This is a genomic window from Nocardia sp. JCM 34519.1 (genome assembly GCF_020361265.1).
GTDB classification, from domain to species: Bacteria; Actinomycetota; Actinomycetes; order Mycobacteriales; family Mycobacteriaceae; genus Nocardia; species Nocardia arthritidis_A.
The window spans coordinates 145,772-171,119 of the sequence record NZ_JAIRBR010000003.1 but is presented as its reverse complement, the minus strand read 5'-3'; the positions used below and the strand labels follow the sequence as shown (position 1 = coordinate 171,119).

Annotated in this window: 27 protein-coding genes; 6 read left to right on the top strand and 21 right to left on the bottom strand. The window is 67.7% G+C overall.

Annotated elements, in window-relative coordinates; translation table 11 throughout:
- Positions 1-223 precede the first annotated feature (223 nt).
- Positions 224-1,132, bottom strand: a complete 909-nt coding sequence (gene dapA, locus LGY53_RS10385; protein ID WP_225726440.1) for a 4-hydroxy-tetrahydrodipicolinate synthase — start codon at positions 1,130-1,132, stop codon at positions 224-226.
- A gap of 205 nt (positions 1,133-1,337) precedes the next feature.
- Between dapA and LGY53_RS10380 the strand changes: the two genes are divergently transcribed.
- Positions 1,338-1,784 carry a toxin-antitoxin system HicB family antitoxin gene (locus LGY53_RS10380; protein WP_167476708.1) on the top strand — a complete coding sequence of 149 codons (447 nt, stop codon included), beginning with the start codon at positions 1,338-1,340 and terminating at the stop codon, positions 1,782-1,784.
- A gap of 121 nt (positions 1,785-1,905) precedes the next feature.
- On the opposite strand, the gene LGY53_RS10375 is transcribed toward LGY53_RS10380, so the two are convergent.
- From LGY53_RS10375 to LGY53_RS10325, 11 genes are all read right to left on the bottom strand, one after another.
- The gene (locus LGY53_RS10375) at positions 1,906-3,105 is read right to left on the bottom strand and encodes a winged helix-turn-helix domain-containing protein (RefSeq protein WP_225726439.1); all 1,200 of its coding nucleotides are present in this window, start codon (positions 3,103-3,105) and stop codon (positions 1,906-1,908) included.
- Between the two features lie 34 nt (positions 3,106-3,139).
- Entirely contained in the window at positions 3,140-4,159 is a 1,020-nt protein-coding gene (locus tag LGY53_RS10370; RefSeq protein ID WP_225726438.1) for a hypothetical protein, read from the bottom strand.
- Complete coding sequence (locus LGY53_RS10365) at positions 4,152-5,432, bottom strand: ATP-binding protein (RefSeq protein ID WP_225726437.1); 1,281 nt, start codon at positions 5,430-5,432, stop codon at positions 4,152-4,154. The genes LGY53_RS10370 and LGY53_RS10365 overlap by 8 nt, the downstream gene beginning before the upstream one ends.
- 43 nt (positions 5,433-5,475) lie before the next feature.
- Positions 5,476-6,162 carry a response regulator transcription factor gene (locus tag LGY53_RS10360; protein ID WP_225726436.1) on the bottom strand — a complete coding sequence of 229 codons (687 nt, stop codon included), beginning with the start codon at positions 6,160-6,162 and terminating at the stop codon, positions 5,476-5,478.
- 188 nt (positions 6,163-6,350) lie between these two features.
- Positions 6,351-6,803: a flavodoxin family protein gene (locus LGY53_RS10355; protein WP_225726435.1), complete on the bottom strand. Its 453-nt coding sequence runs from the start codon at positions 6,801-6,803 to the stop codon at positions 6,351-6,353.
- 24 nt (positions 6,804-6,827) lie between these two features.
- On the bottom strand, positions 6,828-7,901 hold the full coding sequence (locus LGY53_RS10350) for an NADAR family protein (RefSeq protein WP_225726434.1): 1,074 nt from the start codon (positions 7,899-7,901) through the stop codon (positions 6,828-6,830).
- 80 nt (positions 7,902-7,981) lie between these two features.
- Positions 7,982-8,479, bottom strand: a complete 498-nt coding sequence (locus LGY53_RS10345) for a hypothetical protein (protein ID WP_225726433.1) — start codon at positions 8,477-8,479, stop codon at positions 7,982-7,984.
- A complete protein-coding gene (dapB, locus tag LGY53_RS10340; protein WP_225726432.1) occupies positions 8,476-9,222 on the bottom strand; it encodes a 4-hydroxy-tetrahydrodipicolinate reductase in 747 nt (248 codons plus the stop codon). Before dapB ends, LGY53_RS10345 begins: the two co-directional genes overlap by 4 nt.
- A 152-nt stretch (positions 9,223-9,374) precedes the next feature.
- Entirely contained in the window at positions 9,375-9,821 is a 447-nt protein-coding gene (locus LGY53_RS10335; RefSeq protein ID WP_225726431.1) for a type II toxin-antitoxin system VapC family toxin, read from the bottom strand.
- Entirely contained in the window at positions 9,818-10,114 is a 297-nt protein-coding gene (locus LGY53_RS10330; protein ID WP_225726430.1) for a type II toxin-antitoxin system Phd/YefM family antitoxin, read from the bottom strand. Before LGY53_RS10330 ends, LGY53_RS10335 begins: the two co-directional genes overlap by 4 nt.
- A gap of 68 nt (positions 10,115-10,182) precedes the next feature.
- On the bottom strand, positions 10,183-10,587 hold the full coding sequence (locus LGY53_RS10325; RefSeq protein ID WP_225726429.1) for a hypothetical protein: 405 nt from the start codon (positions 10,585-10,587) through the stop codon (positions 10,183-10,185).
- Between the two features lie 61 nt (positions 10,588-10,648).
- Between LGY53_RS10325 and LGY53_RS10320 the strand changes: the two genes are divergently transcribed.
- Positions 10,649-11,104: a MarR family winged helix-turn-helix transcriptional regulator gene (locus tag LGY53_RS10320; protein ID WP_225726428.1), complete on the top strand. Its 456-nt coding sequence runs from the start codon at positions 10,649-10,651 to the stop codon at positions 11,102-11,104.
- On the opposite strand, the gene LGY53_RS10315 is transcribed toward LGY53_RS10320, so the two are convergent.
- On the bottom strand, positions 11,083-12,189 hold the full coding sequence (locus LGY53_RS10315) for an alcohol dehydrogenase catalytic domain-containing protein (RefSeq protein ID WP_225726427.1): 1,107 nt from the start codon (positions 12,187-12,189) through the stop codon (positions 11,083-11,085). The genes LGY53_RS10320 and LGY53_RS10315 overlap by 22 nt on opposite strands.
- Positions 12,190-12,355: 166 nt before the next feature.
- Here LGY53_RS10315 and LGY53_RS10310 point away from each other — a divergent pair, with 166 nt between their 5' ends.
- Positions 12,356-12,751, top strand: a complete 396-nt coding sequence (locus LGY53_RS10310; RefSeq protein WP_225726779.1) for a VOC family protein — start codon at positions 12,356-12,358, stop codon at positions 12,749-12,751.
- A 35-nt stretch (positions 12,752-12,786) separates the two neighbouring features.
- Here LGY53_RS10310 and LGY53_RS10305 read toward each other — a convergent pair whose 3' ends face one another.
- The 3 genes from LGY53_RS10305 to LGY53_RS10295 all read right to left on the bottom strand — a co-directional run bounded on the left by LGY53_RS10305 (position 12,787) and on the right by LGY53_RS10295 (position 16,155).
- The gene (locus LGY53_RS10305) at positions 12,787-14,196 is read right to left on the bottom strand and encodes a pentapeptide repeat-containing protein (protein WP_225726426.1); all 1,410 of its coding nucleotides are present in this window, start codon (positions 14,194-14,196) and stop codon (positions 12,787-12,789) included.
- Between the two features lie 84 nt (positions 14,197-14,280).
- Positions 14,281-14,838, bottom strand: coding sequence for a GNAT family N-acetyltransferase (locus tag LGY53_RS10300; RefSeq protein WP_225726425.1), 558 nt, complete (start codon positions 14,836-14,838; stop codon positions 14,281-14,283).
- A gap of 105 nt (positions 14,839-14,943) precedes the next feature.
- Positions 14,944-16,155, bottom strand: a complete 1,212-nt coding sequence (locus LGY53_RS10295) for an MFS transporter (protein WP_225726424.1) — start codon at positions 16,153-16,155, stop codon at positions 14,944-14,946.
- 95 nt (positions 16,156-16,250) lie between these two features.
- Between LGY53_RS10295 and LGY53_RS10290 the strand changes: the two genes are divergently transcribed.
- Positions 16,251-16,607, top strand: coding sequence for a helix-turn-helix transcriptional regulator (locus LGY53_RS10290; protein WP_225726778.1), 357 nt, complete (start codon positions 16,251-16,253; stop codon positions 16,605-16,607).
- Between the two features lies 1 nt (position 16,608).
- Here LGY53_RS10290 and LGY53_RS10285 read toward each other — a convergent pair whose 3' ends face one another.
- The 5 genes from LGY53_RS10285 to LGY53_RS10265 form a co-directional block, all read right to left on the bottom strand.
- Positions 16,609-18,057, bottom strand: coding sequence for a lipopolysaccharide assembly protein LapB (locus LGY53_RS10285; RefSeq protein WP_225726423.1), 1,449 nt, complete (start codon positions 18,055-18,057; stop codon positions 16,609-16,611).
- 43 nt (positions 18,058-18,100) lie between these two features.
- Positions 18,101-19,429 (bottom strand): pitrilysin family protein, encoded by a 1,329-nt coding sequence (locus tag LGY53_RS10280; RefSeq protein ID WP_225726777.1) that lies wholly within the window; start codon positions 19,427-19,429, stop codon positions 18,101-18,103.
- Between the two features lie 122 nt (positions 19,430-19,551).
- Positions 19,552-21,831: a polyribonucleotide nucleotidyltransferase gene (locus tag LGY53_RS10275; RefSeq protein WP_225726422.1), complete on the bottom strand. Its 2,280-nt coding sequence runs from the start codon at positions 21,829-21,831 to the stop codon at positions 19,552-19,554.
- A 359-nt stretch (positions 21,832-22,190) separates the two neighbouring features.
- Positions 22,191-22,460: a 30S ribosomal protein S15 gene (gene rpsO, locus LGY53_RS10270; protein ID WP_167476724.1), complete on the bottom strand. Its 270-nt coding sequence runs from the start codon at positions 22,458-22,460 to the stop codon at positions 22,191-22,193.
- Positions 22,461-22,594: 134 nt separating this feature from the next.
- Positions 22,595-23,569: a bifunctional riboflavin kinase/FAD synthetase gene (locus LGY53_RS10265; RefSeq protein ID WP_225726421.1), complete on the bottom strand. Its 975-nt coding sequence runs from the start codon at positions 23,567-23,569 to the stop codon at positions 22,595-22,597.
- 288 nt (positions 23,570-23,857) lie between these two features.
- Between LGY53_RS10265 and LGY53_RS10260 the strand changes: the two genes are divergently transcribed.
- Positions 23,858-24,553 (top strand): metal-dependent transcriptional regulator, encoded by a 696-nt coding sequence (locus LGY53_RS10260; RefSeq protein ID WP_167479626.1) that lies wholly within the window; start codon positions 23,858-23,860, stop codon positions 24,551-24,553.
- A 55-nt stretch (positions 24,554-24,608) separates the two neighbouring features.
- The gene (locus LGY53_RS10255; RefSeq protein WP_225726420.1) at positions 24,609-25,331 is read left to right on the top strand and encodes a MerR family transcriptional regulator; all 723 of its coding nucleotides are present in this window, start codon (positions 24,609-24,611) and stop codon (positions 25,329-25,331) included.
- Positions 25,332-25,348: the final 17 nt, after the last annotated feature.

Sequence of the window (25,348 nt, the reverse complement as noted above, 5' to 3'; positions counted from 1 at the left end):
TCGGCGGCCTTGGCCCTGGACCTAGCCTTCCTGGGTTCGGTCCGCTGCGCGGGCTTATCGGGCGTCGCCTGTTCGGCATGCATCGCGGCCTCGGCATGCGGTGCGGCGGCGGACTTTTCGGCCTGCGCGGCCCGCTCGAAGCGCTCCGACTGCGGCGCGGGCGGACCGGCGGTGCGGGTCGCGGTCCGGCGCGGCCTGCGCGCCACTAGGTCACCATTGTCGCTCACGCGCGCACCTCCGCCGCGGCCAGATCCGCGGCCAGCGCGTCGAGTTGTTCGGATGTCGGCATGAGTTGCGGCAGGCGGGGCTCGCCCACCTCGATGCCGAGCAGGCGCAGTCCGGCCTTGCTCAACGCGACACCGCCCAGGCGCGCCATCGCGGCGTTCAGCGGCAGCATGCTCGCGTTGATCTCCCTGGCGCGAACCACATCGCCCGCGATGTACGCCGCGTGCAGCGCCCGCAACCGCTCGGGCACGAGATGTCCGATGACGCTGATGAATCCGGCCGCGCCGACCGACAGCCACGGCAGGTTGAGCCCGTCGTCACCGGAATAGAAGGTCAGGTCGGTGTCGGCGATGAGGCCCGCACCGGCGTTCAGGTCGCCCTTGGCATCCTTCACCGCGACGATGCGCGGATGTTCGGCGAGACGGCGCAGCGTTTCGGTGGCGATCGGAATCACCGAGCGCGGCGGGATGTCGTAGAGGGTGACCGGCAGGTCGGTGGCGTCGGCGACCGTGGTGAAGTGCGCGAACAAACCCTCCTGGGTAGGGCGCGAGTAATAGGGCGTCACCACGAGCAAACCGTGGGCGCCCGCGCGCTGGGCGTTGCGGGCCAGCTCGACGGAGTGCGCGGTGTCGTAGGTGCCCGCGCCCGCGATCACGGTGGCGCGCTTGCCGACCGCGTCGACCACGGCGTGCAGCAGATCGAACTTCTCCGAATCGGTGGTCGTCGGCGATTCTCCGGTGGTGCCCGAGATCGCCAGCAGATCGACGCCGCGATCGACCAGTCGCGCCGCGAGCGCGACGCCACGGTCGACATCGAGCTTGCCCTCGGCCGTATACGGGGTCACCATCGCGACACCTACCGTGCCTGACGCGCGCAGCCTTGTCTGCGTCGAATCACCGATCGTCATGGTCGGAAAGGCTACCCGGTCGTCGGATCCGTCTCGACACGCGGCGTGAGGTCAGGGCCCGGAGGCGGAAGCGGAGCGTGACCACGGAGGGCCCCCGAACGCCGCAAATCAGATACAGGGGCGGTTGCTTCGGCCATTGCTTCGACGGCACCGTGACATCAAGACTTTCCTTGAATGACATCACCTATGACGTCACACTGGTGTCATGGATCTGAGCAAATACACCGACCGCCTACGCGCGGATCTGGAGTCGGCCGCGGCCCTCGGCGATGAGAAGACGCAGGCCACAGCCGCCGCCCTGGCCGCGGCCACGGAGAGTTCGGCGCGGTTGGTGCTGCTCGCCGCGCTGTCCGAGCTGGCCGCCGAAATCAGCGGCGCCCTCGACGATCACACCGTCCGCGTCGCACTCGACGGGACCGATGCGATCGTCGATGTGCGCGAGACCAAGGCCACCTCGGCCGACGACCATCCGAGTTTCGAGGAGATGACCGGCGATATCAGCCGGGTGACGCTGCGCCTGGTGGAGCAGCTCAAGGCGCGCGCCGAGGAGGCGGCGGCGCAGAGCGGGCAGTCGCTCAATTCGTGGCTGTCCGGCGCGGTGAACGGCGCGCTGCGCGAACAGATGCGGCGCAACTTTCCCCGCGACAACTGAATCGGCGACCGTCCGCCTCGGCGGCTGAATACGCTGCCCCGCAACGCTTTTCGAGCGCACTTCGGGCGAATTCCACCTTCTCGCAACGCCTTCGAACGGATTCACACCAGCCGAACGGATTTCAAAGCAGCGCAGCGAGATCCCCGCGCTCGCCGACGACGATCTCGTCCAGCTCCAGCCAATCCGCCAGCTCGCGCAGCGCGCCGTTCAACGCCTCGGCCGTCCGCGGCGTGCACCGGCCGGGTTCGGCGAACGCGCCCGGCACCAGCAGTCGGCCGGTGGCGCGCTCGGCGCGCAGGTCGACTCGGCCGACGAGCTCGCCGTCCAGCAGGAACGGAAATACGTAATATCCGTGCACGCGTTTGGGTTCCGGTGTGTAGATCTCGATCCGGTAGTGGAAGTCGAAGATGCGCTCGGTGCGCGGGCGGAAGAAGATCAGCGGATCGAACGGGCACAGCAGCGCCGCACCCTCGATCCGGCGCGGGGTCGCCGCACCGGTGCGCAGGTAGGCGGGCTTATCCCAGCCCTCCACCGTGACCGGAATGAGCTCGCCCGCATCGATCAGGTCGGCGATGGCGGGCTCGGTCTGCGAGCGATGCAGGCGGTAGTAATCGCGCAGATCGGCCTCGGTGCCGATGCCGTGCGCGGTGGCCGCGCGCAGCACCAGCTCGCGCACCGCATCGTCCTCGGATACCTTGCGGGACAGGATATCCGGTGGGATCACCCGCTCGACCAGATCGTAGTGCCGCGCGAAGCCGACCCGCTTGTCCACCGAGAGGGCGCCGTAGGCGAACATCGCCTCGATTACCACCTTGGTATCGCTGCGATTCCACCACGAACCCTTCGACCGCGGCCGGTCCAACTCCAGATGCTTCTCCACCTCGCCCGCGGTGCACGCGCCGAATTCGGCGATCACCTCGAGAATATCCTTGCCCAGCGAGGGATTTCGGTCGAGCACCGACTGCACACCGCCCCAGCGACCGTGCTCGTAGCGCGCCATCCGCCAGCGCAGCAGCGGCCAGTCCTCGACCGGAATCAGCGCCGCCTCATGCGCCCAGTACTCGACCAGTTTGCGCGGGCGGCGGGCGCCATCGCGCCACGCCGCCTCGTCCAGGAGTGCCCGATCGTAGGCGCCGATCCTGCTGAACACCGGCGCATAGTGCGCCCGCACCACCGCCGACACCGAATCCAATTGCAGCAGCTGAGTTCTGCCCAAAACGTCCATGACCGCCCGCCGGGTCGCGGCCGCAGGTCTGCGCCGACCGAACCCCTGCGCGGCCAACGCGGTCCGTCGCGCGGCCGCCGCACTCATCACTCGCATCCCAGCAACGATGCCACGGGCCACCGACAAGTACTCAGGTCGAGACGGTGACCGCACCCGCCGCATCGATTTCGGTGCGGCGATCCTGTTCCGGCGAGTTCGCCAGTACCGTGGCCAGGATGCGCCTGCCCACCGGCAGCACCCGAATGGTGACCGAACCCGTATTGGCGGCGTCGAGTTCGTGGGTCGCCGCCTCGATCACCTGCTGGCGCACCCAGCGCGGTACTCCGGCGAAACCGCCGTCGTCGAGCAGCACCACCTCGACGCCGCGCGAGCGCGCGCCGCGGGCGGCGCTGTTCAGCTCGTCGCACACCAGTTGCGGGGCCCGCAGCCCGTCGCGGAGTTCGGCCTCCAGCAGCCGGCACTGCTCGCGCTCCGCCGGGCTGAGTTCGGCGCCGTCGGCGATCCGCTCCAGAATCGGGCGGGCCACCTTGTCGAGGCGGGCCAGCTGCCGATCGCGCTCACCCTGCTCAGCGGCCATGGTCGCCTCCGCGGCGGCCCGCATGGTCGCCTCCTCGCGCAGCAGTCGCAGCTGACGCTGCGTCGGTCGCATGATCGCCGCGAACAGCGAGATACCCGTCACCGTGACAAGCGGAACGACCGACCCGACAAGCAATTCCGGCCGGGTGCCGCCCACCAGGCTCACCGCCAGGATCACCGCGGCGACACCGCCGACGCCGACCCACGCCGCACCGACCCGGCCGCGCAGCACGAGCACCGCGAGCACATAGGAGGATGCGAAGGCCGTCCACACCTGCCTCGACGTCGAATGATCGATCGCCGCGGTGGTCAGCGCCGTCGCCACCGGCGCCGAGGTCATTACGAAAATCGTTGCGGGCCAAGGCAATGGATCTATCGGAAGCACCAGAACCAACACCCCGGCCAGCGCGAGCAGCCCGAGCGCGGCCACCGCCAGCACCAGCGGCGATTCGGCGAAATTGCGAACCATGTACAGCGCGATGGTCGCCTCGAGCATCAAGAGGAACAGCCAGGCCGATCGGTCCCGCAATCCGAGCAGATCGCGCAGCCCGAATTCGCTGTCCGCCTCACCCATCACTGCCCCACACCAAGGTCACGGTGGTGCCCTCGCCGGGCGCCGACTCCACGAAACCCGCACCGCCCGCGAGCTGACGCATCCGTCCGAGAATGCTCACCGAGATGCCGAGCCGGTCGGCCGGCACCTGGCTCAGATCGAAACCCGCACCGTCATCCCGGAATACGACGCGGATACCGCCCGCGCTCACCGTCACGGTGACGCTGCGCTGCACATGACGGCCCGCCACCGTGGCGTGGCGCAGGCTGTTGCGCACCGCCTCGGCCAGCGCGGCCGCGATCACCCCCGCCGCGGATACCGGCAGTCGGAGATCGTCGAAGCCCGCCCAGCGGCGCGCGGCGAAGCGGATACCCGGATTCACCTCCAACACGGCCGAACGCAGGAAACCGATCGCCGATTGGGCGTCGAGCCGATCGGGTTCGATATCGCCGACCCGGCATTCGTCGAGTTGTTCGAGGGTCCGCTCGGCCTGCTTGCGCAGCACCGGCGATTCCGTACCCGCCCGCGACGCGTCCAACAGGGTGGACAGCACCGCGTCGTGGATCAGCGCGGCGAAACGCGCGCGCTCACGATCCCTGGCGGCCGCGCCCGCCGCCGCTGCCGCCCGCCTGCTCTCCAACGCGGACTCCCGGTCGACCCGGGCCGCGGCCGCCCTGGCATAGATGGCGCACCACAGGAACAGGGCGGCCAAACCGATCGCCCTGCTGAAATCGCCGGCCAGCGACCAGCCCGAACCACCCTGCGTCACAAATTTGTTCGCCATGGTGACCAGCCCGGCGCCGAACACCAGATATGCGACGGCGATTCGCGGCGGCCAGGCCAGCGACGCCATCAGCACGCCGAGCGCGAATACCCGGTACAGCCAGACGTAATGGGTGCCCGGCATCGGCTGGATATACGCGAACGGGATCAGGGCGATCGCGATCAGGAAGCCGACGGCCGCGGCGCGGACCGCCACCGAGATCACCCGCCTGCTCATACCCACCGAAACCACCGCGACCACCGGGCACAGCCCGAACGCCAGCGCCATGGTCAACGCGGTCCAACCGATCGAGACACCCCGGCTCTCGCTCAGGATTTCCGGCAATTCGACCACGGCGGCCAACATGCCGCCGATGCCGATCGCCAGGCCCATCCGCCGCTCGATGCGGTCGGAGGCCGCCTCGGAAATATTGTCCTCGGACACCACCGCGTCACCCTGCCGGTTCATGCGGAATCGGTCGAGCAGCGCGGTTTGGGTGACGGTGGTGTCCAGCAGGCTGGACACGCTCATGCGTAATCCTCTCGGCCTGCCCCCGGCCCCGTCGTCATCGTGCTCACCCGCGCGGATGCCGCTCGGGAACCGGCAGCCAGCCATCCTCCACCGCCCGCTTGTACAGGTCGGTCTTGGTCGGAGCCGGGCGACCGGCGTCGGCATACTTCTGCCGGATCCGCCCGAGGTAGTCGTTCACGGTCTGTTCGGAAAGACCGGTCAACCGCGCTACTCGGGATGCCTTCTCACCGGAGGCATAGAGCGTCAGCACCTCTTCCTGGCGCGGGCTCAAACCCACGTCGGACAGTTGCGGGTCGCCATCGATGGCGGCCGCCCAGTCGGTGGTCACCACCTGCTCACCGGAGGCCGCGCGGCGCACCGCCGCGACCACCGTCGGCACATCCTCGGACTTGCGGACCACGCCGAGCACGCCGGCCCTGGCCGCCGAGCGCACCAGGAACGCGTTATCCGCGCCGGTGAACACCAGCACCTCGATACCGCGATCGCGCAGCGCGCGCACATTGTCCTCGGGCGATGACCCATCGGCCAACCGCAGATCGAGTACGACCAGATCCAGCTGCGGTTCGCCCTCCGCCGCGGCAAGCAATTCCGGCACGGTGCCCGCGGTCAAGACCAGATTCAAGTCCGGCTCCGGCGCCAACATCGCGGCCAGCCCAATCGCGACGGATTCGTGGTCTTCCACCAATCCGATCCGGCGTGGGGTGCCCTCGCCCCCTTCGGCCCTCGTCACCTCGACTCTCCAATCCCGAGCTACTCGGTTCACATCCCCACCGGAACACTGTTCGTGTCAGTATGCCGGTTGGCCACTCGACGTGGTCAGACACCAATATTTGGGGGGACGTGTCAACTGTTGTCGCACCCGTCCCGCGACCCGGCATCGTATAACAGCAATCCGATGGAATTGCGGCGACGATACCCTCACGACATCAACTGTGCGGCCACCGATGCGCCGAGCTCCCAACATTTTTCGAGATCCGGCTTGGCCGGCGGCCCCGAGACCAGCACCGGCGCCGCGGACTTTTCCCACCCGAGCCCGGTGGTGATACTCGCCACCGCCCGCTCCGCACCCTCGGTCCCCTCATTGCCGTGCAAATAGAAACCGAACGGACGGCCGCGCGTCGAATCCAGACACGGGTAATAGAACGTGTCGAACGCATGCTTGAGCGCACCCGAGATATAACCCAGATTCGCCGGACTGCCGAGCAGATATCCGTCGGCTTCCAACACATCGACGGCGGTTACCGCGAGCGCCGCCCGCCGCACCACCTCGACCCCCTCGATCTCCGGATCGGTCGCACCGGCCACCACCGCCTCGAACATCGCCTGCATATGCGGCGATGGGGTGTGATGGATGAGCAGCAGTCGGGCCACGACGTCGAGGGTAGTCCGTGCGGCTCATTCGAATTCGACGGAGATGGCGGCGCGTTCGGCGACCAGCTCGGCGCGCACCAGTTCCAGCAGGTGGGCGAGGCGGGTGGCCCAGAATTTCGAGCCGAGGGTGTCGTTCGAGATGATCTTCGCGTCACCGGTCGCGATCAGCTTTTCGGCCAGGTTCGGGTAGCGCTGGAATTTGGCGCGCAGCAGTCCGGCCATGACGGCGTGCCTGGCCTCGGGCCAATGCGGGCGTCGCGGCGCGTCCTGCGCCAATTTCTCTGCCTCGTAAGGGTTTTCAGTGTCGGCGATACGCGAACGGATATCGTCGTCATCGATGCTGAGCGCCCAGTACGCGTGCGTCACCGACGGATAGGTCAGCCCGTCGACCATGATGGGTGCGGGGTAGGAGTTCTGCAGCACCTCCCAACCCGGGTCCGATGGCCAGCCGCTGCGATAGACCGTGCCGCGGATCGTAATCGGCTGTGCGAGCGGCTCATCCGGGCCGTCGGCGGGCGCCCACCGCGTCCACTCCTCGGTGATGCGTTCGGCCGCGGCGAAGTATTCGACGGCTTGTTCGCGGTCGGATTCGTTATCGGAGAACAGCGCCCGCAACGGGGCGTCCTTGCGGTCCATATCGCCCAGCGCGTAGAGCCGCAGATGCTCCGGAATCGCCTCGTACGCCGCACGCACCCGCATCCGGTTCGGCTCGGTCCGGTCCGCGATGTAGGCGTGCGCCGCCGCCAAACAGCGTTCGGTCGAGTCCGGGCGGCCGTTGAGCCGGTCGATCTCGTCGGTGACCTCGCCGATCAGCGCGGCCTCGTCCACCCACATCGCCGGTTCGGTCAGCCGCCAACTCGCCAGATGGTGGGCGCTGACACGCGCGCCCTCGGGCAGGCTGGTCGCGACCCAGCCGGAGCGCACCTTCGCCGCGAACTCGTCGAGGTTGACCAGCTCCCAGCAATCGATCATGCCGTCCGCGTAGATCTTCAGGTCGGCCAGGAAATATGTGTCACCGTTGTGGATGAACACATGCCGCCACGTCCCCTCGATGCGCTGCCCGTCGACATCCCGGTAGGTCCGGTTGAATCGCCCCATGCCGCGCAGCGTAGCGGGTGGCGCGGCGACGGCGGCGCGGGACACCGAATCGGCTGTGCGGCAACGAATCCGGCGCGGATTCAGCGCTTGCGTTCGACGCGTTCCAGTTCGACGGCGCGGCGCATGGCGGCGCGGGCGCGGGTGCGGTCGCCCGCGTAGTCGTAGGCGCGGGACACCCGGTAGGAGTTGCGCCAGTTGTCCGGGTCGGCCTCCCATTCCTGTTTGACCTGTTCGAACAGTTCGTCGGCGGCCGCGCGTTCGATGCGGCCGGACGGGCGGCGGGGCAGTTCGGAGACGTCGAGCTCCAGACCCTCGTCGGCGATGCGGCGGGCCAGGTGCTGATGGGCGAGCGCCGCCCGCACGCTGGTGGCCACCACCCAGACGCCGATGAAGGGCAGGATCAGGATGCCGATGCCGAGCAGGATCGACACGGCATCGCCATATCCGAAGAGCTCGAACGCTTTTCGGCCGAGCCTGATGAAGTAGTACCCGAGCACCACCACCAGCACCGCGATGAAGGCGACGATCCGCACGACCTGGCCGTTGTTCGACCGCGTGCGATCCGCTTCGGCGTTCACAGGTCCAGCAGCGGGTCGAGCCCGACGGTGAGGCCGGGGCGGTCGGCGATCCGGCGCACGCCGAGCAGGACTCCGGGCACGAAGGAGGTGCGGTCGATGGAATCGTGCCGGATGGTGAGGGTTTCGCCCTGGGTGCCGAACAGCACCTCCTGATGTGCGACCAGCCCGGCCAGCCGAATCGAGTGCACCCGGACACCGTCGACGTCGGCGCCGCGCGCACCCTCGAGTTCGGTGGTGGTGGCGTCGGGACTGCGGCCGACACCCGCGCGGTCCCGGGCGGCGGCGATCAATCCCGCGGTCCGGTAGGCGGTGCCGGAGGGCGCGTCGGCCTTGTTCGGGTGGTGCAGTTCGATGACCTCGACGGATTCGAAGAATCGGGCGGCCTGTTCGGCGAAGCGCATGGACAGTACGGCGCCGATGGCGAAGTTGGGTGCGATGAGCACACCGGCCTGCGGGCGGCTCGCCAGCCAGCCGCGCACCTCGTCGAGCCGGGCCGCATCGAATCCGGTGGTGCCGACGACGGCGTGAATTCCGTTCTCCACCAGGAATTTCAGATTGCCCATCACCACATCCGGATGGGTGAAATCGACGACGACCTCGGTGCCGGCCGCGGTGAACGTCTCCAGCGCATCGCCCTTGTCGACGGTGGCGACCAACTCCAGATCGGGGGCCGCCTCGACCGCCGCACAGATGGCCTGGCCGACTTTGCCGCGTGCTCCGAGCACTCCGACCCGAATGGTCACCGCACCTCCCAAGTTCCGCTATCCGATGAGGTCAGCCTAATGGGCGCTGTCGGCGAAGCCGTCCTCAGCCCGCGCACGGCCGGAACGAATGCGGAGGTACGCCTAATCGGCGGCCTCGACGCATCCGCCCCATGACCGCATCACCTGACCACTCACGCCTCCCACGGATTAATCGACGAAACACCCAGCGCTCGAAAATCCTTGCCATTGCGCGTGACAACGGCGAGCCCGTGAGATTCGGCTGTCGCGGCGATCAGCCCGTCCATCGGACATACGTTTTGCCCGATGGCGTCCGCCCGCGCACGGAGCCGCCCCCATGCTTGTGCGACCGGCAGGTCGACCGGAAGCAGTCGATCGTTGAATCGAGCGGTGACCAGTTCTGACAGCCACTCGGTCAACCGCGCCCTTCGCTTACTCTCCGGCAGCCGCTCTACGCCACGGCGTATTTCACCGATGGATATGACGCTCAGGAACAATTCGTCCTCGTCGACCGCGTGCAGCCACTCCATCAGACCGGGATCGGGTCGCGGCTTCGTGGCCTCCGAAAGGACATTGGTATCAATCAAGAACCCGGTCCGATCCAGTACCGCCGCCGTCACAGGATCACATCGCGATGTGGCGAATCGGACCTGTCACGCTCGATGTTCAATCCCGAACCCCACAGCGGGGACTCGGCGAGAAATTCGGCGAAACTTCCCTTTCTGACGTTTCTGCGCCGCCACTCGTCGACCGGGACGACAACGGCCACCTCACGTCCATGCTTGCTGATCACCTGCGGTCCCTCCCTTTCCACCCTGTCGATCAACTCGGAGAACCTGGCCTTGGCCTCGGCGAGCGGCCAGGCGATATCCATCTCGACCCGCTGCTCACCGTCATTCCGTTTGCGTGCCATCGCAACCGTCCATTCGACCAATCTGACCACTCTGGTCAATTCAGGCTAGCGACTCGCAAGCCATAGCGCTAGCGCATATTCGCCGCCATCCGCTCCAGCGTCCGCACCGTCGCGATGTACTGCCCGTCGGTCAGCCCTTTCATCAGGTCGGCACGGCGCCGCTCACTCAGGTCGAGCATCCGCCGATGGGTATCGCGGCCCGCGTCGGTCAGCTCGAGCACGCCCGCCCGCTCGGTCACCCAGTCGCGGCGGATCAGCTCGGCGAGTTCGGCATCCCATTCGCCCGGTTCGGTCCAGAACGGCGTGAGCCCGTCGCGCACCTCGGCCGCCGGATGTGGGCCATCGGCCAGCGAGTTCAGCATCTGCCAATGCCTGCGGGTGAGCCCGCCGACGGCCATATCCGCCTCGAAGCGGGCGTTGATCAGCCGATCGAGTTCCTTGAGCCAGTAGCCGATCGGGCGTAGTTCGGTCATGATGTCCACCAATCCATGTAAGATGACAACTAAATGTAGTTTTACATGAATGTAGGGGCGTATGGAAGATCAGGACGCGATCACCGCGGCGGTCGAGCGGGCGATGGTGCGAATCCGGCGGCGCCAGACCCGGGGCGCACTTGCCGCGCGCTCCCCCGTCCCGGTCGCCGTATTCGGGGTGCTCGACGCGGTGGCAGCGGCCGAGGAGGCCACCGTCGGAACGCTCGCACCCGCACTGGGCGTGGATCAGCCGCGCGCGAGCCGCCTTGTCGCCCAAGCTGTTTCGGAAAATCTGTTGGAGCGGGTCGCGGACCGGCACGACGGCAGGCGGTCCGTGCTGCGGCTCACCGCCGACGGACGCGCGCTGGTGGACGCGGCCCGCGCCGGCCGCCGCCGCGCGATGGCCGCGGCGATGTCGGACTGGACCGACCGCGAGCGTGCCGAATTCGCAAGGCTCCTGGCGCGTTTCGTAGACGCGATGGATGCGCCCGATGCTCAGCCGAAGACGATCACCTGACGCAGCGCGTGCCCGGCGGCGAGTTCGTCCATGGCGCGGTTGATTTCGTCGAGGCCGATATGCGCCGAGACCAGTCGTTCCACCGGCAGCCTGCCCTCCCGCCACATCCGGACGTATTCCGGAATGTCCCGGGACGGAACGGCCGAACCCAGGTAGCTGCCGACGATCGAACGGCCCTGCGCCACCAGGGCCAGCGGTGAAATGCTGGCCCGTGCGTCGGGTGCGGGCAGTCCGACGGTGACCGTCGTGCCGCCGGGAGCCGTTGCGGCGACCGCGGTTTCGAACGCGCGGACATTGCCCGCCGCCTCGACCACCACCTCGGCCTGTACGCCGAGCTCGGCCACCTCGACCGGGGTGTGCGCGGCGCTCGCGCCGAGTTCCTTTGCCAGCGCCAGCTTTTCCGGAACGGTGTCGACCGCGATCACCTCCTTGGCGCGCAGCGACAGCGCCACCAGCACCGCCGCCATCCCCACCCCGCCGAGCCCGACCACCATGATCCGGTCCGTCGGCCCCGGTTTCGCCGAATTCAGCAGTGCCCCACCGCCGGTCAGCACCGCGCAGCCGAGTACGGCGGCCACCTCGGGCGGCACATCGGCGGCCACCGGCACCACCGAGCGCCGATCGACGACCGCATGCGTCGCGAACGCCGAAATACCCAGGTGGTGTTGGATTTCTGCGCCGTCGCGCCGCAATCGCCGTCCGCCGCCGAGCAGTTCACCCGCATTGTTCGCGATACTGCCCGGCCCGCACGGGGTCCGGCCGTCGCTGGCGCAGCCCGCGCATTCCCCACAGCGCGGCAGGAAGGTCATCACCACGCGCTGACCGACCGTGAGATCGGACGGGCCCGGTCCGATCTGCTCGACGATGCCCGCCGCCTCATGCCCGAGCAGCATCGGCACCGGCCGCACCCGATTGCCGTCCACCACAGACAGATCCGAATGGCACAGCCCGGCCGCCTCGATCCGCACCAGCAGCTCACCGGGGCCCGGTTCGGCCAGGTCCACATCGCACACGGTGATCGGCGCCGATTCGGCGAACGGCGCGGGCGCCGCGATCCGCTCCAGGACCGCACCACGAATCCTCATGCCCCGACGCTACCGCGCCGGCCGGCTCGGCACCGGCCCAACTCCCCCGATCGACTTGTCCGATTCCGCCATCGCCGACTAATCTCGACTGACGTGGCGGTGCTCCCGTTGGCCGACTTGTACCGGTCCGGGGTCGGGGCCGTCACGATTCGAGGAGATATTTCCCCTGTCTGTACAGTTCAATCACACCATTGTCGGATGCAGTGACAACCGGGTGACCGCCGAATTCTGGGCGGACATCCTTGGTTTGACAGTCGGCAAGCCATGGGGGCCGTTCATTCCGATCCCCACGGCCAATGGCGTCACATTCGATTTCGCGAATGTGCCGCCGCACATCACCGAAATCCAGCCCCAGCACTACGCATTCCTGATCTCGGAGGCCGAATTCGATGCGGCCTACGCCAAGATCCAGCGCTACCAACTGGATCATTGGGCCGATCCCCGGCAGCAGGGCATCAACCAGATAAATCACAACGACGGCGGCCGCGGCGTCTACTTTCTCGACCCCAACGGCCACTTCATGGAATTGATCACGGTGCCATACGGCGGCTGGCCCGAGTAATGAAACGGGGCGGCGCGACATAGCGCCGCCCCTGCTCAGCGTCTCAGTTCGGTCGGGGTCGGCGGCCATGGATTGGGTTTGACCGCGGTGGGTTTGCGAATCGGATTGTCATCCCAGTCGAAATGGATGCCGACCCAGGCCTTCGGCCGGTCGAAGCGGATCTCCCCGGCGGCGAATCTGGTGTGCTCGAAGGAGATCTCGCCGAAGAAATCCGCCTCGGTGAAGTCCACCGAGCGGCCGCCGAGCACCGTTCTGGCGAAGGTCAGGCTGCCGTGGAATTCGGCCTTGCGGAAGTCTGTCTCCCTGGATCCCTTGCCGCGCAGCCGGTTCGGCGTTCCGAACCGGGCCTCGTCGAAGGTGATCATGCCCGCGTAGAACTGGGCGCCCGCGAAAACGACCTGGCCGCCGTTGAATTCGGCGCTGTGGAAGGTGACGTGCTCACCGTCCATGGTGGCTCGCTCGAAGCAGGTGCGATCGGCCCGGAACCTGGCCTCCAGGAAGGCCGTTCGCGGGCCGGCGAATCGGGCGCCGAGGAAGGAGGTGCGCGGACCGCGGAAGACGCACTTCTCGAAGGAGGCCGAGCTCTCGAACACCGCCTCGTCGAATGTCGTTCCGAGCGCCTGGATTTCGAGCTTCTCGGCGCGAGCACTGCCGAACAGCGCATTGTCGAAGGTCACCGCGCCGTCCCGGAACACCGCGCCGCGGAATGTGGTGTGCGGCCCGTCGAACGTCGTGTATTCGAAGGATGTGGGCCCGAGGAACCGGCAGCCGGTGAAGTGGGTGTGCTGCCCGGCGAATACCGCGGACTGGAAGTCGGCCTTCTCCAGCACCGCTCCGGTGAAATCGAAGTCGCAGTGCGACCACGAAATATCCGCGGATCGCCGCAGATGGGCGGCGATCACCCGGATTATGGTCCGGCGCACCTCGCTGTCGTTCTGCCGGTATTGATAGACCCGCTCGACCGAACCGCCCTCATCCGGGCGCGATTCCTTGCGCGACACAAGGTGGTTCGCCCCGTCGCCGGGCTCGTAGGGCAGCCGCAGATAACCGCACAGCACGTCGATGCACTGCTGACGACGGCCGGGTGCGGAGAATTCGTCGGCGACCCCGGCCATCGCGAACACCCCGGCGACACGCACCGCGACATCGGTGTCACCGAGTTGTTTGGCCGCGGCGCCGAACAACTCCGCGAAACGTCCACGTTCCAAATCGCGTTGGCGGCGGTACGCGACCACCAGGGCGACCGCGCCGCCGACACCGGCCGCCACCGATAGCGCGATCTTCGTCAGGTCGACCTGATTCGGCGTCTCGGCCTTCGCGCCGAACGCCCACCACAACACCCACCAGGTGAGTGCGGCGACGCCGAGCCCGCCGACCACCACGGTGACCACCGCGAGCAGGAGTGCCGCGCGGTGCAAGCGATCGCCCAACCTCCCCCATGTCATGAGCGCATAGTAGCCGGATTGTCGCTCGCGGCGGACAAGATCGACGGACCTCGATATCACAAACCAACCGGATGGTCCTTTATGTCACATTTGTTGTGCCGCTTGAGATTTGGAACCTTGTCCAGTTGAACCGAGGTCCAACACCATCTCGACCTCAACCATCGCCGCGTCCCGCTCCATCGCCTCGCGCCGCCCGGTGCGCCGGAAGCCGTTACGCAGGTACACCCGCTCGGCGGGTTCGTTGCCGTCGAGCACCCACAGCATCACCTGTCCGTACCCACCGTCACGCGCCCAGTCGAGCACCGCGCGCACCAACTCGTCGGCGGTGCCCTTGCCCCGCGCCACCGGATCGACCCACATCGAAACCAGTTCCGGCAGTTCGCCATCCAGTTTGCCGCCGGCGAGACCGACCGGAACGTCGTCCAGCCACGCGCCGAACAACACCGACTCGGTGAGCTTGGCCTGCCACTGTAATTCGGTGCGCTGCACCGCTTGGTCGTAGGTCAGCCGGGCCGCGTACGGCGCCAAGCGTAGGCACTCCAATAGCAAATCCCGGTATGTCCGCCAATCGGATTCCGTCAATCGCCGCACCATGATCATGAACGCATCGTCCGCCCGCTGACGCGCCGGGCGCAATGTCAATTCCGAACATCCTGTGCCGCAACGTATCAGCGATGGCGAACCGGGGCGCGACATCCGGCGATCGAATACCGGTAGCGCACCGCGGTATTCACTACCCGGCCGACGTCACCCGACGGCAGCCTGGCGGTTCTGCCGTATGCCCATACCGGCGGCGAGCAGGCAGGCGATCGCGACCAGCACCACGAACCAGGGAAAGACGCGGCTCAACCCCCAGGTGGTGGCGGCCCAGCCCGCGGCGATCGTCGGCAGCGCCATCGCCGAATATGCGAGCAGGTAGTACGCCGACATGGTCTCGCCACGCTTGTGCTGCGGCACCACCTCGGCGAGGTGCCGCAGCGATCCGCCGAACCCGAGTCCGAAGGTGGCGCCGAGCACGACGCCCGCCGCCAGCACCGCGACCCAGTTGTGCGTCGCCAGTGCGGGCACGGTGGCCAGCAGGGCGATCGCCATTCCGGCGTCACCGAGGATGGCGGCCCACCGCGCGGGCACGCCGGTGGCGAAGTACTGCACCGTCGCGCCCGCCGTCGCGGTCGACGCCACGACTGCCCCGCCGAACACCAGATTGTGGATGCCGGTCTGCTGCGCGGCCAGCGACGGGTACAGCGAGAGCAGCACCCCGAGCACCGACCAGGCCGCCATCACACCGATCGCGGCGAACCAGAAATCGCTGCGAATCTCTTGCGGCACGGCCGGTTTCGCGATGGTGATGCGGCCGCTGACCCGCGCGGTGTGCGGTTCGCGCAGCACCAGCACGCCGACGCCGATCAGCAGGCACAGCACGGTGATCACCAGATACGGTGTGCGCAGCGGATGCGGCACGTACTGGGCCAGCAGCGCCGAACCCAGGATCGCGACGGCCATGCCGACATTGAAGGCGACACCGCTCAACTGCCCGGACCGCGCGCCGTGCCGCGGGCGCAGATCGAGCAGCGCCGCGGCGCCCGCGACCACCGTCGCGCCGACCGCCAAACCGTGTAATGCCCTGGCCAGCAACAGCATTGCCACCGACTGCGCGAACATGAAGACGATCAGACCGACGACCATGATGCCGAAAGAGCCGAGCAGCACCGGCTTGCGGCCGACGACATCGGAGATCCGGCCGGAGACCAGCACCGCGACCAGCGCGGCGACGGCGTAAACGGCGAAGACGAAGGTGGTGGTGAGCGGCGAGAAATGCCACTCGCGTTGATAGAGGCCGTAGAGCGGCGCGGGTGCACCGGATACGCCGAGGGCAACGCCGCTCGCGGCCAGGATCAGTGCATAGGCCCACGGTTGCGAAGTCCGTTCCTCGGCAGGTGCCGCGGTCGTCGCTACCATCGAAGCTCCCATCAGGTAAGTTTGATGCTGATCGAACCTCATCGACCCTACAGCCGGTACGATGATCATCAAACCCCTGAGTGAGGTAGATCATGATGGACGCCACATCGACAACACCCGATCAGGCAGCGCCACCCCAAGAGGGGCCCGCACCTGTCGGCCCGGTTTCGGTGGTGCTCGGCGCGTTACAGGACCCGGTTCGCCTGGAGATGGTGCGCCGGCTCAGCAACGCGGGCACGCCCATGCGCTGCGCCACGCTCTACGACACCATCAATAAATCCACCGCCACCCACCATTTCAAAATCCTGCGTGAGGCGGGGGTGACCGAAAAACTCCTCATCGAAGGCCACACCCATATGCGCCTGCGCACCGCGGAGCTGGAATCCGCGCTGCCCGGACTGATTCCCTCGGTCGTCGAGGCGGCCAACCGCGCCGCGCCGGATACGGTCTGAATCATCCGCCGGTCGGCGGCAACGCGAATAACCTCGGCAATTCGGGCGGTGGATACCGGCGCGCGGCGACCGCCGGATCGTCCCCGAGATCGGCGATCAAATGGCCCGCGCTCCAACGGAATCCGAGCACGACCAGCCCGAGCACCACCGCGAGGGTCACGACGTGCGCGACCGGCCTGACCCAGTCACCCCAATCCAGCAAGCCGATGATCAGCATCTCCACCAGCATCGTCGCGCCCGCAACACAGCAGATCGCGGCGAATGCCCAGAACGCCGCCGGTTCGCGCGACCAATGCCGCAGTGCCGCAAGCAGACCCGTCAGCACCAGGCCGAGACCCAGCGCCAGCCCGAGCCCGTCGAACGCATACTCGTATGCCGCGTCGCGATCGTCCTCGTCACCGCGGCGGCGCAGCCAGGCCAGCATCAGCAGCAGATGCGCCACCGCCGCGCCGAGCACACCGATGATCAACAGCAGATAACCGCCGGTGACGAGCGTCGAGGACCGCAGCGCGACCGCGCCCAGATCCATGATCAGGCTCGCGACCACCGTGACCACCAACCCGAGCACCGCCGCGGGCCGCCGCACCCTGGCCCACAGATATCCGGGCGGCAATTGCGGGCGCAGCCGCCGGAACACCCGGAACCACGCCACCGGAATGATCCAGAACAGCACCGGCGTCATGAATCGCAGCACGGACGGCCCGAACCACATCGAAAGCACGGCGACCGCGGCGGCGTAGAACCAGGCCCAGGCCACCAGGCGAAGCAGTGCGCGCCAAAGGATTTCGGCAAGCAGCAGGCGCGCCGTCCGGTCGCCGGGCCGGGAGCCGAGCAGGCCGCGCAGGGTCGCGACCGCCCTGCCGCGCCCGCCGAATTCGGAACTCTCGAACTCCATCCGCGCCTGCATCCGCAGCAGTCCGGCATTGGTCGGATCCACCGCGAGACCCGCGGCGATCAGCCGTTCCACCGCAGGACGGTCGCGCAACCGCCGATAGGTTTCGGCGGCGTGGGCGAGGGTCGGCACATGGCCGGGCGTCTGCTCGACCGCCCGCTCCAGCAGCGAACGCGCCTCGGCCCGCGTTTCATCGGTCGCGGGCGCATTGACCAGTAGCCGGGCCAGGGTGAGCAGGCCCCGGCCGTCACCGTCGAGCGCCACCGCGATCCTGGCGTGCCGCACCGCATTTCGATGATCGCGCCGCGCGTCGTAGGCCAGGGCCGCCGTCAGGTGGGCGTCCACCGATCGCGGATTCGCGGTGATGGCCATCCCCGCGTAGCGCAGCGCATCGTCAAACCGTTCGAGCTGGTAGACGATGTCGGCGAGCCGCTGCAGCAACCGCGGCTCATTCGGCGCGGCGACCAGCGCCTCGCCGAGGATCCGGCGCGCCTCCTCCAGACGACCCAATTCCTCGGCGATCCGCGCCCGACCGATGACCGGTTCGATGTCCAACATGCCGACCCCCAATCATGTTGACCCGCAATGCCTTTCGCGGATACTAGCCGCCGTCGACCAACTTCCGCACCGCCGCGGGCAGCTCCCTGGTGCGCCGGTACGGCCCGGTGACCGAGGCCGCGAACGGCCGCGCCAGCAGCGTGCGCGCCACGGCCGTGACCTCCTCGGTGGTCACCGCGTCGATCCGGCTCAGTGTCTCCGAGACGGTGCGATGATTGCCGTAGCTGAGCTCGCTGCGACCGATCCGGTTCATCCGGGACGCCGAATCCTCCAGTCCCAGCACCAGTCCGCCGCGCAGCGAACCCTTGGCCCTGGCGCATTCGGCGTCGGTGATCCCGTTGGCGGCAACCTCTTCCAGCACGCCGCGCGCCAAACCGGCCACCTTACCGAGGTTTTCGGGCTGGCAACCGATGTAGACGGAGAACGCGCCGGTATCGGAGAAGGTGTCGACGCTCGAATACACCGAATACGCCAGCCCCCGCTCCTCCCGGATCCGCTGGAACAGGCGCGAACTCAGCCCGCCGCCCACCACGGTGTTCAAAACCGAAAGGGGCCAACGGCGTTCACCCTCGTGCCGACCGAAGGCACGCACCCCGAACGCCAGATGCGCCTGCTCGCTGTCGCGGTGACTCCAATGCAATTCCGGCACGCTGTGCGGGCGGAACCGGCCCTCCCGGCGCGGCGCCGGTTCGGTGGCGGGCTCCAGCCGGTCGGCGAACGCGCGATACACCAACTCCACGGTGTGATCGTGTTCGACATTGCCCGCCACCGCGACCACCATCCGGTCCGGCCGGTACCGGCGCTGATGGAATCCGCGCAGCTGGGCGGCGCTCATCGATTCGATGGATTCGATCGAACCGATCACCGGCCGCCCGATCGGATGATCGCCGAACAGCGCGGTCAGGAACGCGTCACCGACCAGATCCTCGGGATCGTCGTCGCGCATGGCGATCTCCTCGAGCACCACCTGGCGCTCGACCGCGACATCCTCGGACCGGCACAGTCCGCGCAACACCACATCGGTGACGAGATCGACTGCCAGCGGCAGATCCTCATCGAGAACATGCGCGTAATAGCAGGTCTGCTCCTTCGCGGTGAATGCGTTGAGCTCCCCGCCGACGGCATCCATGGCCTGCGCGATATCCAGTGCGGATCGCGTCGGCGTCGCCTTGAAGAGCAGATGCTCCAGGAAGTGCGCCGCACCCGCGACGGTACGGCCCTCGTCGCGCGAGCCGACCCCGACCCAGACCCCGATCGATGCCGAACGCACGCCGGGCACATGCTCGGTCACCACCCGTAATCCCCCGGGTAGCACCGTGCGCCGGATGCCGGCGTCGACGGCGCGCGCGTCGTCGGTGCGCAGCTTCTTCAGTTGCTGCTGCCTCGCGGAACGATCCGGTGCGGAACGGTGGTCGGGCGACGGGAGGGCCGAACCCCCCTGCCCACCACGGAGCAGAGGGGTTGCCGTCTTCTTCTTCGTCACAGAGACAAGTACTACTCGGTCCCGGCCGCCGCCGCATCGACAGTTTCGGCTTCGGTACCTTCGTCGGCGTTTTCGTCGACCGGCACCAGCGAGATCTTGCCGCGGTTATCGATATCGGCGATCTCGACGCGCAGCTTGTCGCCGACGTTCACCACATCCTCGACCTTGGCGACGCGTTTACCGTTGCCCAGCTTCGAGATATGCACCAGACCGTCGCGGCCCGGCAGCAGCGAGACGAACGCGCCGAAGGCGGTGGTCTTGACGACCGTGCCGAGGAAGCGCTCGCCGACCTTCGGCAGCTGCGGGTTCGCGATGGCGTTGATCTGATCGATCGCCGCCTGCGCCGACGGGCCGTCGGTCGCGCCGATGTAGACGGTGCCGTCGTCCTCGATGGAGATGTTGGCGCCGGTCTCCTCGGTGATCTGGTTGATCACCTTGCCCTTCGGGCCGATCACCTCGCCGATCTTGTCCACCGGAATCTTGATCGCGGTGACGCGCGGCGCGTACGGGCTCATCTCGTCCGGGGTGGCGATGGCCTCGGCCATCACGTCCAGGATGGTGGTGCGCGCGTCGTGCGCCTGGCTCAGCGCACCGGCCAGCACCTGCGAGGGGATACCGTCCAGCTTGGTGTCCAGCTGCAGCGCGGTGACGAACTCACGGGTGCCCGCGACCTTGAAATCCATATCACCGAAGGCATCTTCGGCACCGAGGATATCGGTGAGCGCGACGTAGCGGACCTCGTCCTCACCCTTGTCGTTGGTGACGGTGTCGGACACCAGACCCATCGCGATGCCCGCGACCGGCGCCTTCAACGGAACACCGGCGTTCAGCAGCGACAGGGTGGAGGCGCACACCGAACCCATCGAGGTGGAACCGTTGGAGCCCAACGCCTCCGAGACCTGACGGATCGCGTACGGGAACTCCTCCTGGCTCGGCAGCACCGGCATCAGCGCCCGCTCGGCCAGCGCGCCGTGGCCGATCTCGCGGCGCTTCGGCGAACCGACCCGGCCGGTCTCACCGGTCGAGAAGGGCGGGAAGTTGTAGTGGTGCATGTAGCGCTTGCTGGTCTCCGGGCCGAGCGAGTCGACCTGCTGGGCCATCTTCACCATGTCCAGCGTTGTGACGCCGAGGATCTGGGTCTCGCCGCGCTCGAACAGCGCCGAGCCGTGCGCCCGCGGCACCACGGCGACCTCGGCCGACAGCGCGCGGATATCCGCCAGGCCACGACCGTCGATGCGGAAGCCGTCGGTCAGGATTCGCTGGCGCACAAGCTTTTTGGTGACCGAGCGGAAAGCCGCGCCGATCTCCTTCTCCCGGCCGGTGAAATCCTCGGCCAGGCTGGACAGCACGTCGAGCTTGATCTCATCGATCTTCTCCTCGCGCTCCTGCTTGGCCGCGATGCTCAGCGCCTCGGCCAGCGGACGCTTCGCGGTGCCCTCGACGGCGGTGTAGACGTCCTGCTCGTACGGCAGGAAGACCGGGAACTCCTCGGTCGGCTTGGCGGCCAGCTCGGCCAGATCCTGCTGGGCGCGGCACAGCCGGGCGATGAACGGCTTGGCGGCCTCGAGGCCCTGTGCCACAACGGCTTCCGTCGGCGCCTGCGCGCCGCCGTCGATCAGTTCGATGACCTTCTCGGTGGCCTCGGCCTCGACCATCATGATCGCGACGTCACCGGATTCGACGACCCGGCCCGCGACCACCATGTCGAAGACGGCGCCCTCGAGCTGCTCGACGGTCGGGAACGCCACCCACTGGCCCTCGATCAGCGCGACGCGCACGCCGCCGACCGGGCCGGAGAACGGCAGACCCGCGATCTGGGTGGACGCGGACGCGGCGTTGATCGCCACCACGTCGTACAGATCCTTCGGGTCCAGGCTCATCACCGTGACGACGACCTGGATCTCGTTGCGCAGGCCGTCGACGAAGGACGGGCGCAGCGGGCGGTCGATCAGGCGGCAGGTCAGGATCGCGTCGGTGGACGGGCGGCCCTCACGGCGGAAGAACGAACCGGGGATGCGGCCCGCGGCGTACATCCGCTCCTCGACATCGACCGTCAGCGGGAAGAAATCGAACTGATCCTTCGGGGTCTTGCCCGCGGTGGTCGCGGACAGCAGCATGGTCTCGTCGTCGAGGTAGGCGACGACGGAACCGGCGGCCTGCTTGGCCAGCCGACCGGTCTCGAACCGCACGGTGCGGGTGCCGAAGGTCCCGTTGTCGATCAGCGCGACGGATTCGAATACGCCTGGTTCGACCTCGATGGCCGTGGACTTGCGTTCAGTTGTTTCGGACATTCTCTCTTCTCAACCTCTCGTCTTCGCCGGCTCGAGCGCGGGTGGGCGCGATCCGGCTGTCGTCAGCCGTACCTGGGACGGGCGCGCGGCAAGGATGTTTGCGACGCGCACACCCGGCCGAATCCCCTTGGATACGGCGACGCGGAGGCGGTCATCGATCGAAGCCCGCCGGCGGACTATCCCTGCCGAAAGGCCACTACCGAAGACCGACGCCACGCGGCGCGGGTGCATACGGCTGTGCAATGTTGTCGTGCGACGGGGGCCTATAACCCCTCATACACAAATAGCCAACGGGGAGATTGTACGTCTCCCCGTCGGCTGGCTTGCCGACTACCTCCGGCAGTCGTGTGTCGAGCCGCTCAGCGGCGCAGACCCAAGCGCTCGATCAGCGAACGGTAGCGCTCGATGTCCTTGTCCTGCAGGTACTTCGAGAGCCGCTTGCGACGACCGATCAGCGCCATCAGACCGTGGCGGGTGTGGTGGTCGTGCTTGTGCTTCTTGAGGTGCTCGGTGATGTCGGCGATCCGCTTGGACAGCAGCGCGATCTGCGCCTCCGGCGAACCGGTGTCCTTCTCGTGCAGGCCGTACTCGGCCAGAATCGTCGACTTCTGCTCGGTGGTCAGCGCCACGTGGCATCCACTCCTATTTCCCAGTTCCGCGCTCGGAAACCCCGGCATCCGGGGCGGGCGCCACCGCGGACCGCAGCAAACCCGAGGATCCACCTTACCGGACACCCGACCGACACCCCGAATCCGGGCCGCGCTTATCCGGTGCGGTCAGCGGCCTGCAACATCTTTCGGGCGGTCTCCACGTCGCGGCCCATGGTCACGATCAGCTCGTCGACCGACTCGAATTTGCGCTGGCCGCGGACGTGTTCGACGAAATCGACGGCGACGTGCTGACCGTAGAGGTCGGCCTCGCCGTCGAGGACATAGGCCTCGACAGTGCGGGCCCGGCCGGAGAAGGTAGGGTTGGTGCCGACCGAGATCGCCGCCATCGCACGCTCACCCGGGGTGACGGTGCCGATGGTCGGCCCGGGCCCGAGCACGGTGAACCATCCGGCGTAGACGCCGTCGGCGGGCACCGCCGCATGCATCGGCGGCGCCACGTTCGCGGTGGGATAGCCGAGCTGACGGCCGCGTCCGTCACCGTGCACGACCACACCCTCCACCCGATGCGGCCGGCCGAGCGCCTCGGCGGCCGCGGCCATATCCCCCGCGTCGACGCAGGCGCGGATATAAGTGGAGGAGAAGGTCACCGCGTGTTCGCCGACCAGCTTCACCCCGTCGACCTCGAAGCCGAACCGGGCGCCGAGCTCACGCATGGTGGCGACGGTACCCGCGGCCTTCTTGCCGAAGGTGAAATTGTCGCCGACCACCACCTCGGCCACATGCAGCCGCTCGACCAGCAGATCGTGCACGTACCTGGCCGGGGTCAGCTTCATGAATTCCTGGGTGAACGGCATGACGCAGAACACGTCGACGCCGAGTTCCTCGACCAGTTCGGCGCGGCGGGTCAGCGTGCTCAGCTGCGCCGGATGTGAACCGGGCCGCACTACCTCCATCGGGTGCGGGTCGAAGGTCATCAGCACCGATGGAACACCCCGCGCCGCCGCCGATTTCACGGCCCGGCTGATCAGCTGCGCGTGACCGCGGTGGACGCCGTCGAATACGCCGATCGTGAGAACGCACCGACCCCAATCCGCGGGCACCTCGTCGAGACTTCGCCATCTCTGCACAGTGGCGAGCCTAATGGGCGCTGCCGTCGAAGACGACTTCAGATCGCGCCGGGCCGAGCTCCTGTGCGAGGCACTCGCCTAATGGGCGCTGCCGTCGAAGACGACTTCAGACCGCGCCGGGCCGAGCTTCCTGTGCCGAGCCGCACATGCCGAAGGCACCCAACGCTTCCCGGCCGTAAACCGGAGGTGAAACCCTGGTTCGGCTCGCGGCGGGATGTGTGAATCGGGCCAGGTGTGCCTAAGCTCGAGTACGTGCCCGGTAAACGAGACATCGCAACCCGACGCGAGCTGGAGACCGCGCCGGGCAGCACCGCGACGATAGCTCCGCTCTCCTCGGTCGCCCAGGATTATCTGAAGGTGATCTGGACCGCTCAGGAATGGTCGCAGGAAAAGGTGTCGACCAAACTGCTCGCCGAACGCATCGGCGTATCCGCCTCCACCGTCTCCGAGGCCGTCCGCAAACTCGCCGACCAGGGTCTGGTCGAGCACGCCCGCTACGGCTCGATCACCCTCACCGAGGGCGGGCGCCGCGCCGCCGTCGCCATGGTGCGCAGGCATCGGCTGCTGGAGACCTTCCTGGTCAACGAGCTCGGCTACGGCTGGGACGAGGTGCACGACGAGGCCGAGGTGCTGGAGCACGCGGTCTCCGAACTGCTCATGGCCCGCATCGACGCCAAACTCGGCTACCCGGACCGGGATCCGCACGGCGACCCGATCCCTTCGGTGGACGGCGCGGTGCCGACCCCGCCCGCCCGGCAGCTCAGCGATTTCGGCGCGGGCGAATCCGGAAGGGTGGCAAGGATTTCCGACTCCGATCCGGATATGCTGCGCTACTTCGACTCGGTCGGTATCGCGTTGGACACCGCCATCGCGGTGGTGGAGCGGCGCGATTTCGCCGGAACCATCGCGATCAGGATCGGCCAGTCGGAGACGGCGACGGATCTGGGTCGTCCTGCCGCGGAAGCGATCTGGCTCACCGTCTAGGCCGCCGACGATTTATCGTGCAGCACAACACCGTTCGCATTCACTGGAGGTCGAGGTGCTGACGATCGGGCAGCTGGCCGCGCACGCCGGCGTCACGGTGCGCGCGATCCGGCACTATCACCAGCGCGGGCTGCTACCCGAGCCGGAGCGCGACGCCTCCGGCTATCGCCGCTACGACGCGCAGGCCGTCGTCGATCTGATTCGCATCAAGACGCTGGCCGAGGCCGGAGTTCCGTTGGCGCGCATCGAGGAACTGCTCGGCGCGGGACCGGAGGATTTCGCCGCCGCGGTCGCGCGGATCGATGCCGCACTGCGCGGGAAGATCCGCCAGCTCACCGACCATCGCCGCAAGATCGCCGAATTGACCGGTGGCGAAAGACTTTTCCTGCCCGCAGAGGTGGTCGACATCCTCGATCGCGAGCGCGCGCTCGGCATCGGTGAGCGAATGATCAGGATGGAGCGCGACGTGTGGATCATGCTGGTCGCGCTTGCCTCCGACGAACTTCCGCAATGGATCGCGGAAAAGCATGCGGCACTGGACGATCCCGATTTCGTTCGAATCCAGCGCAGGCTCGGCGACGCGCTCGACTGGCGGCCGGGTGATCCGCGGCTCGCCGCGCTGGCCGACGAGATCATCGCCTGGCATTCGCGCACCCGGCCGGATGCGGTGGAGCGATCGCCGCTGGGCGGCCTGCCGACCTCGTACGTCGGTACGACACCCGCCTGGCAGCGGCTGCTCGAACTGGTCGGCCGGCGGCAGCGCGCCAAGATCGGATGATCCTGCGCCGCAAGGCG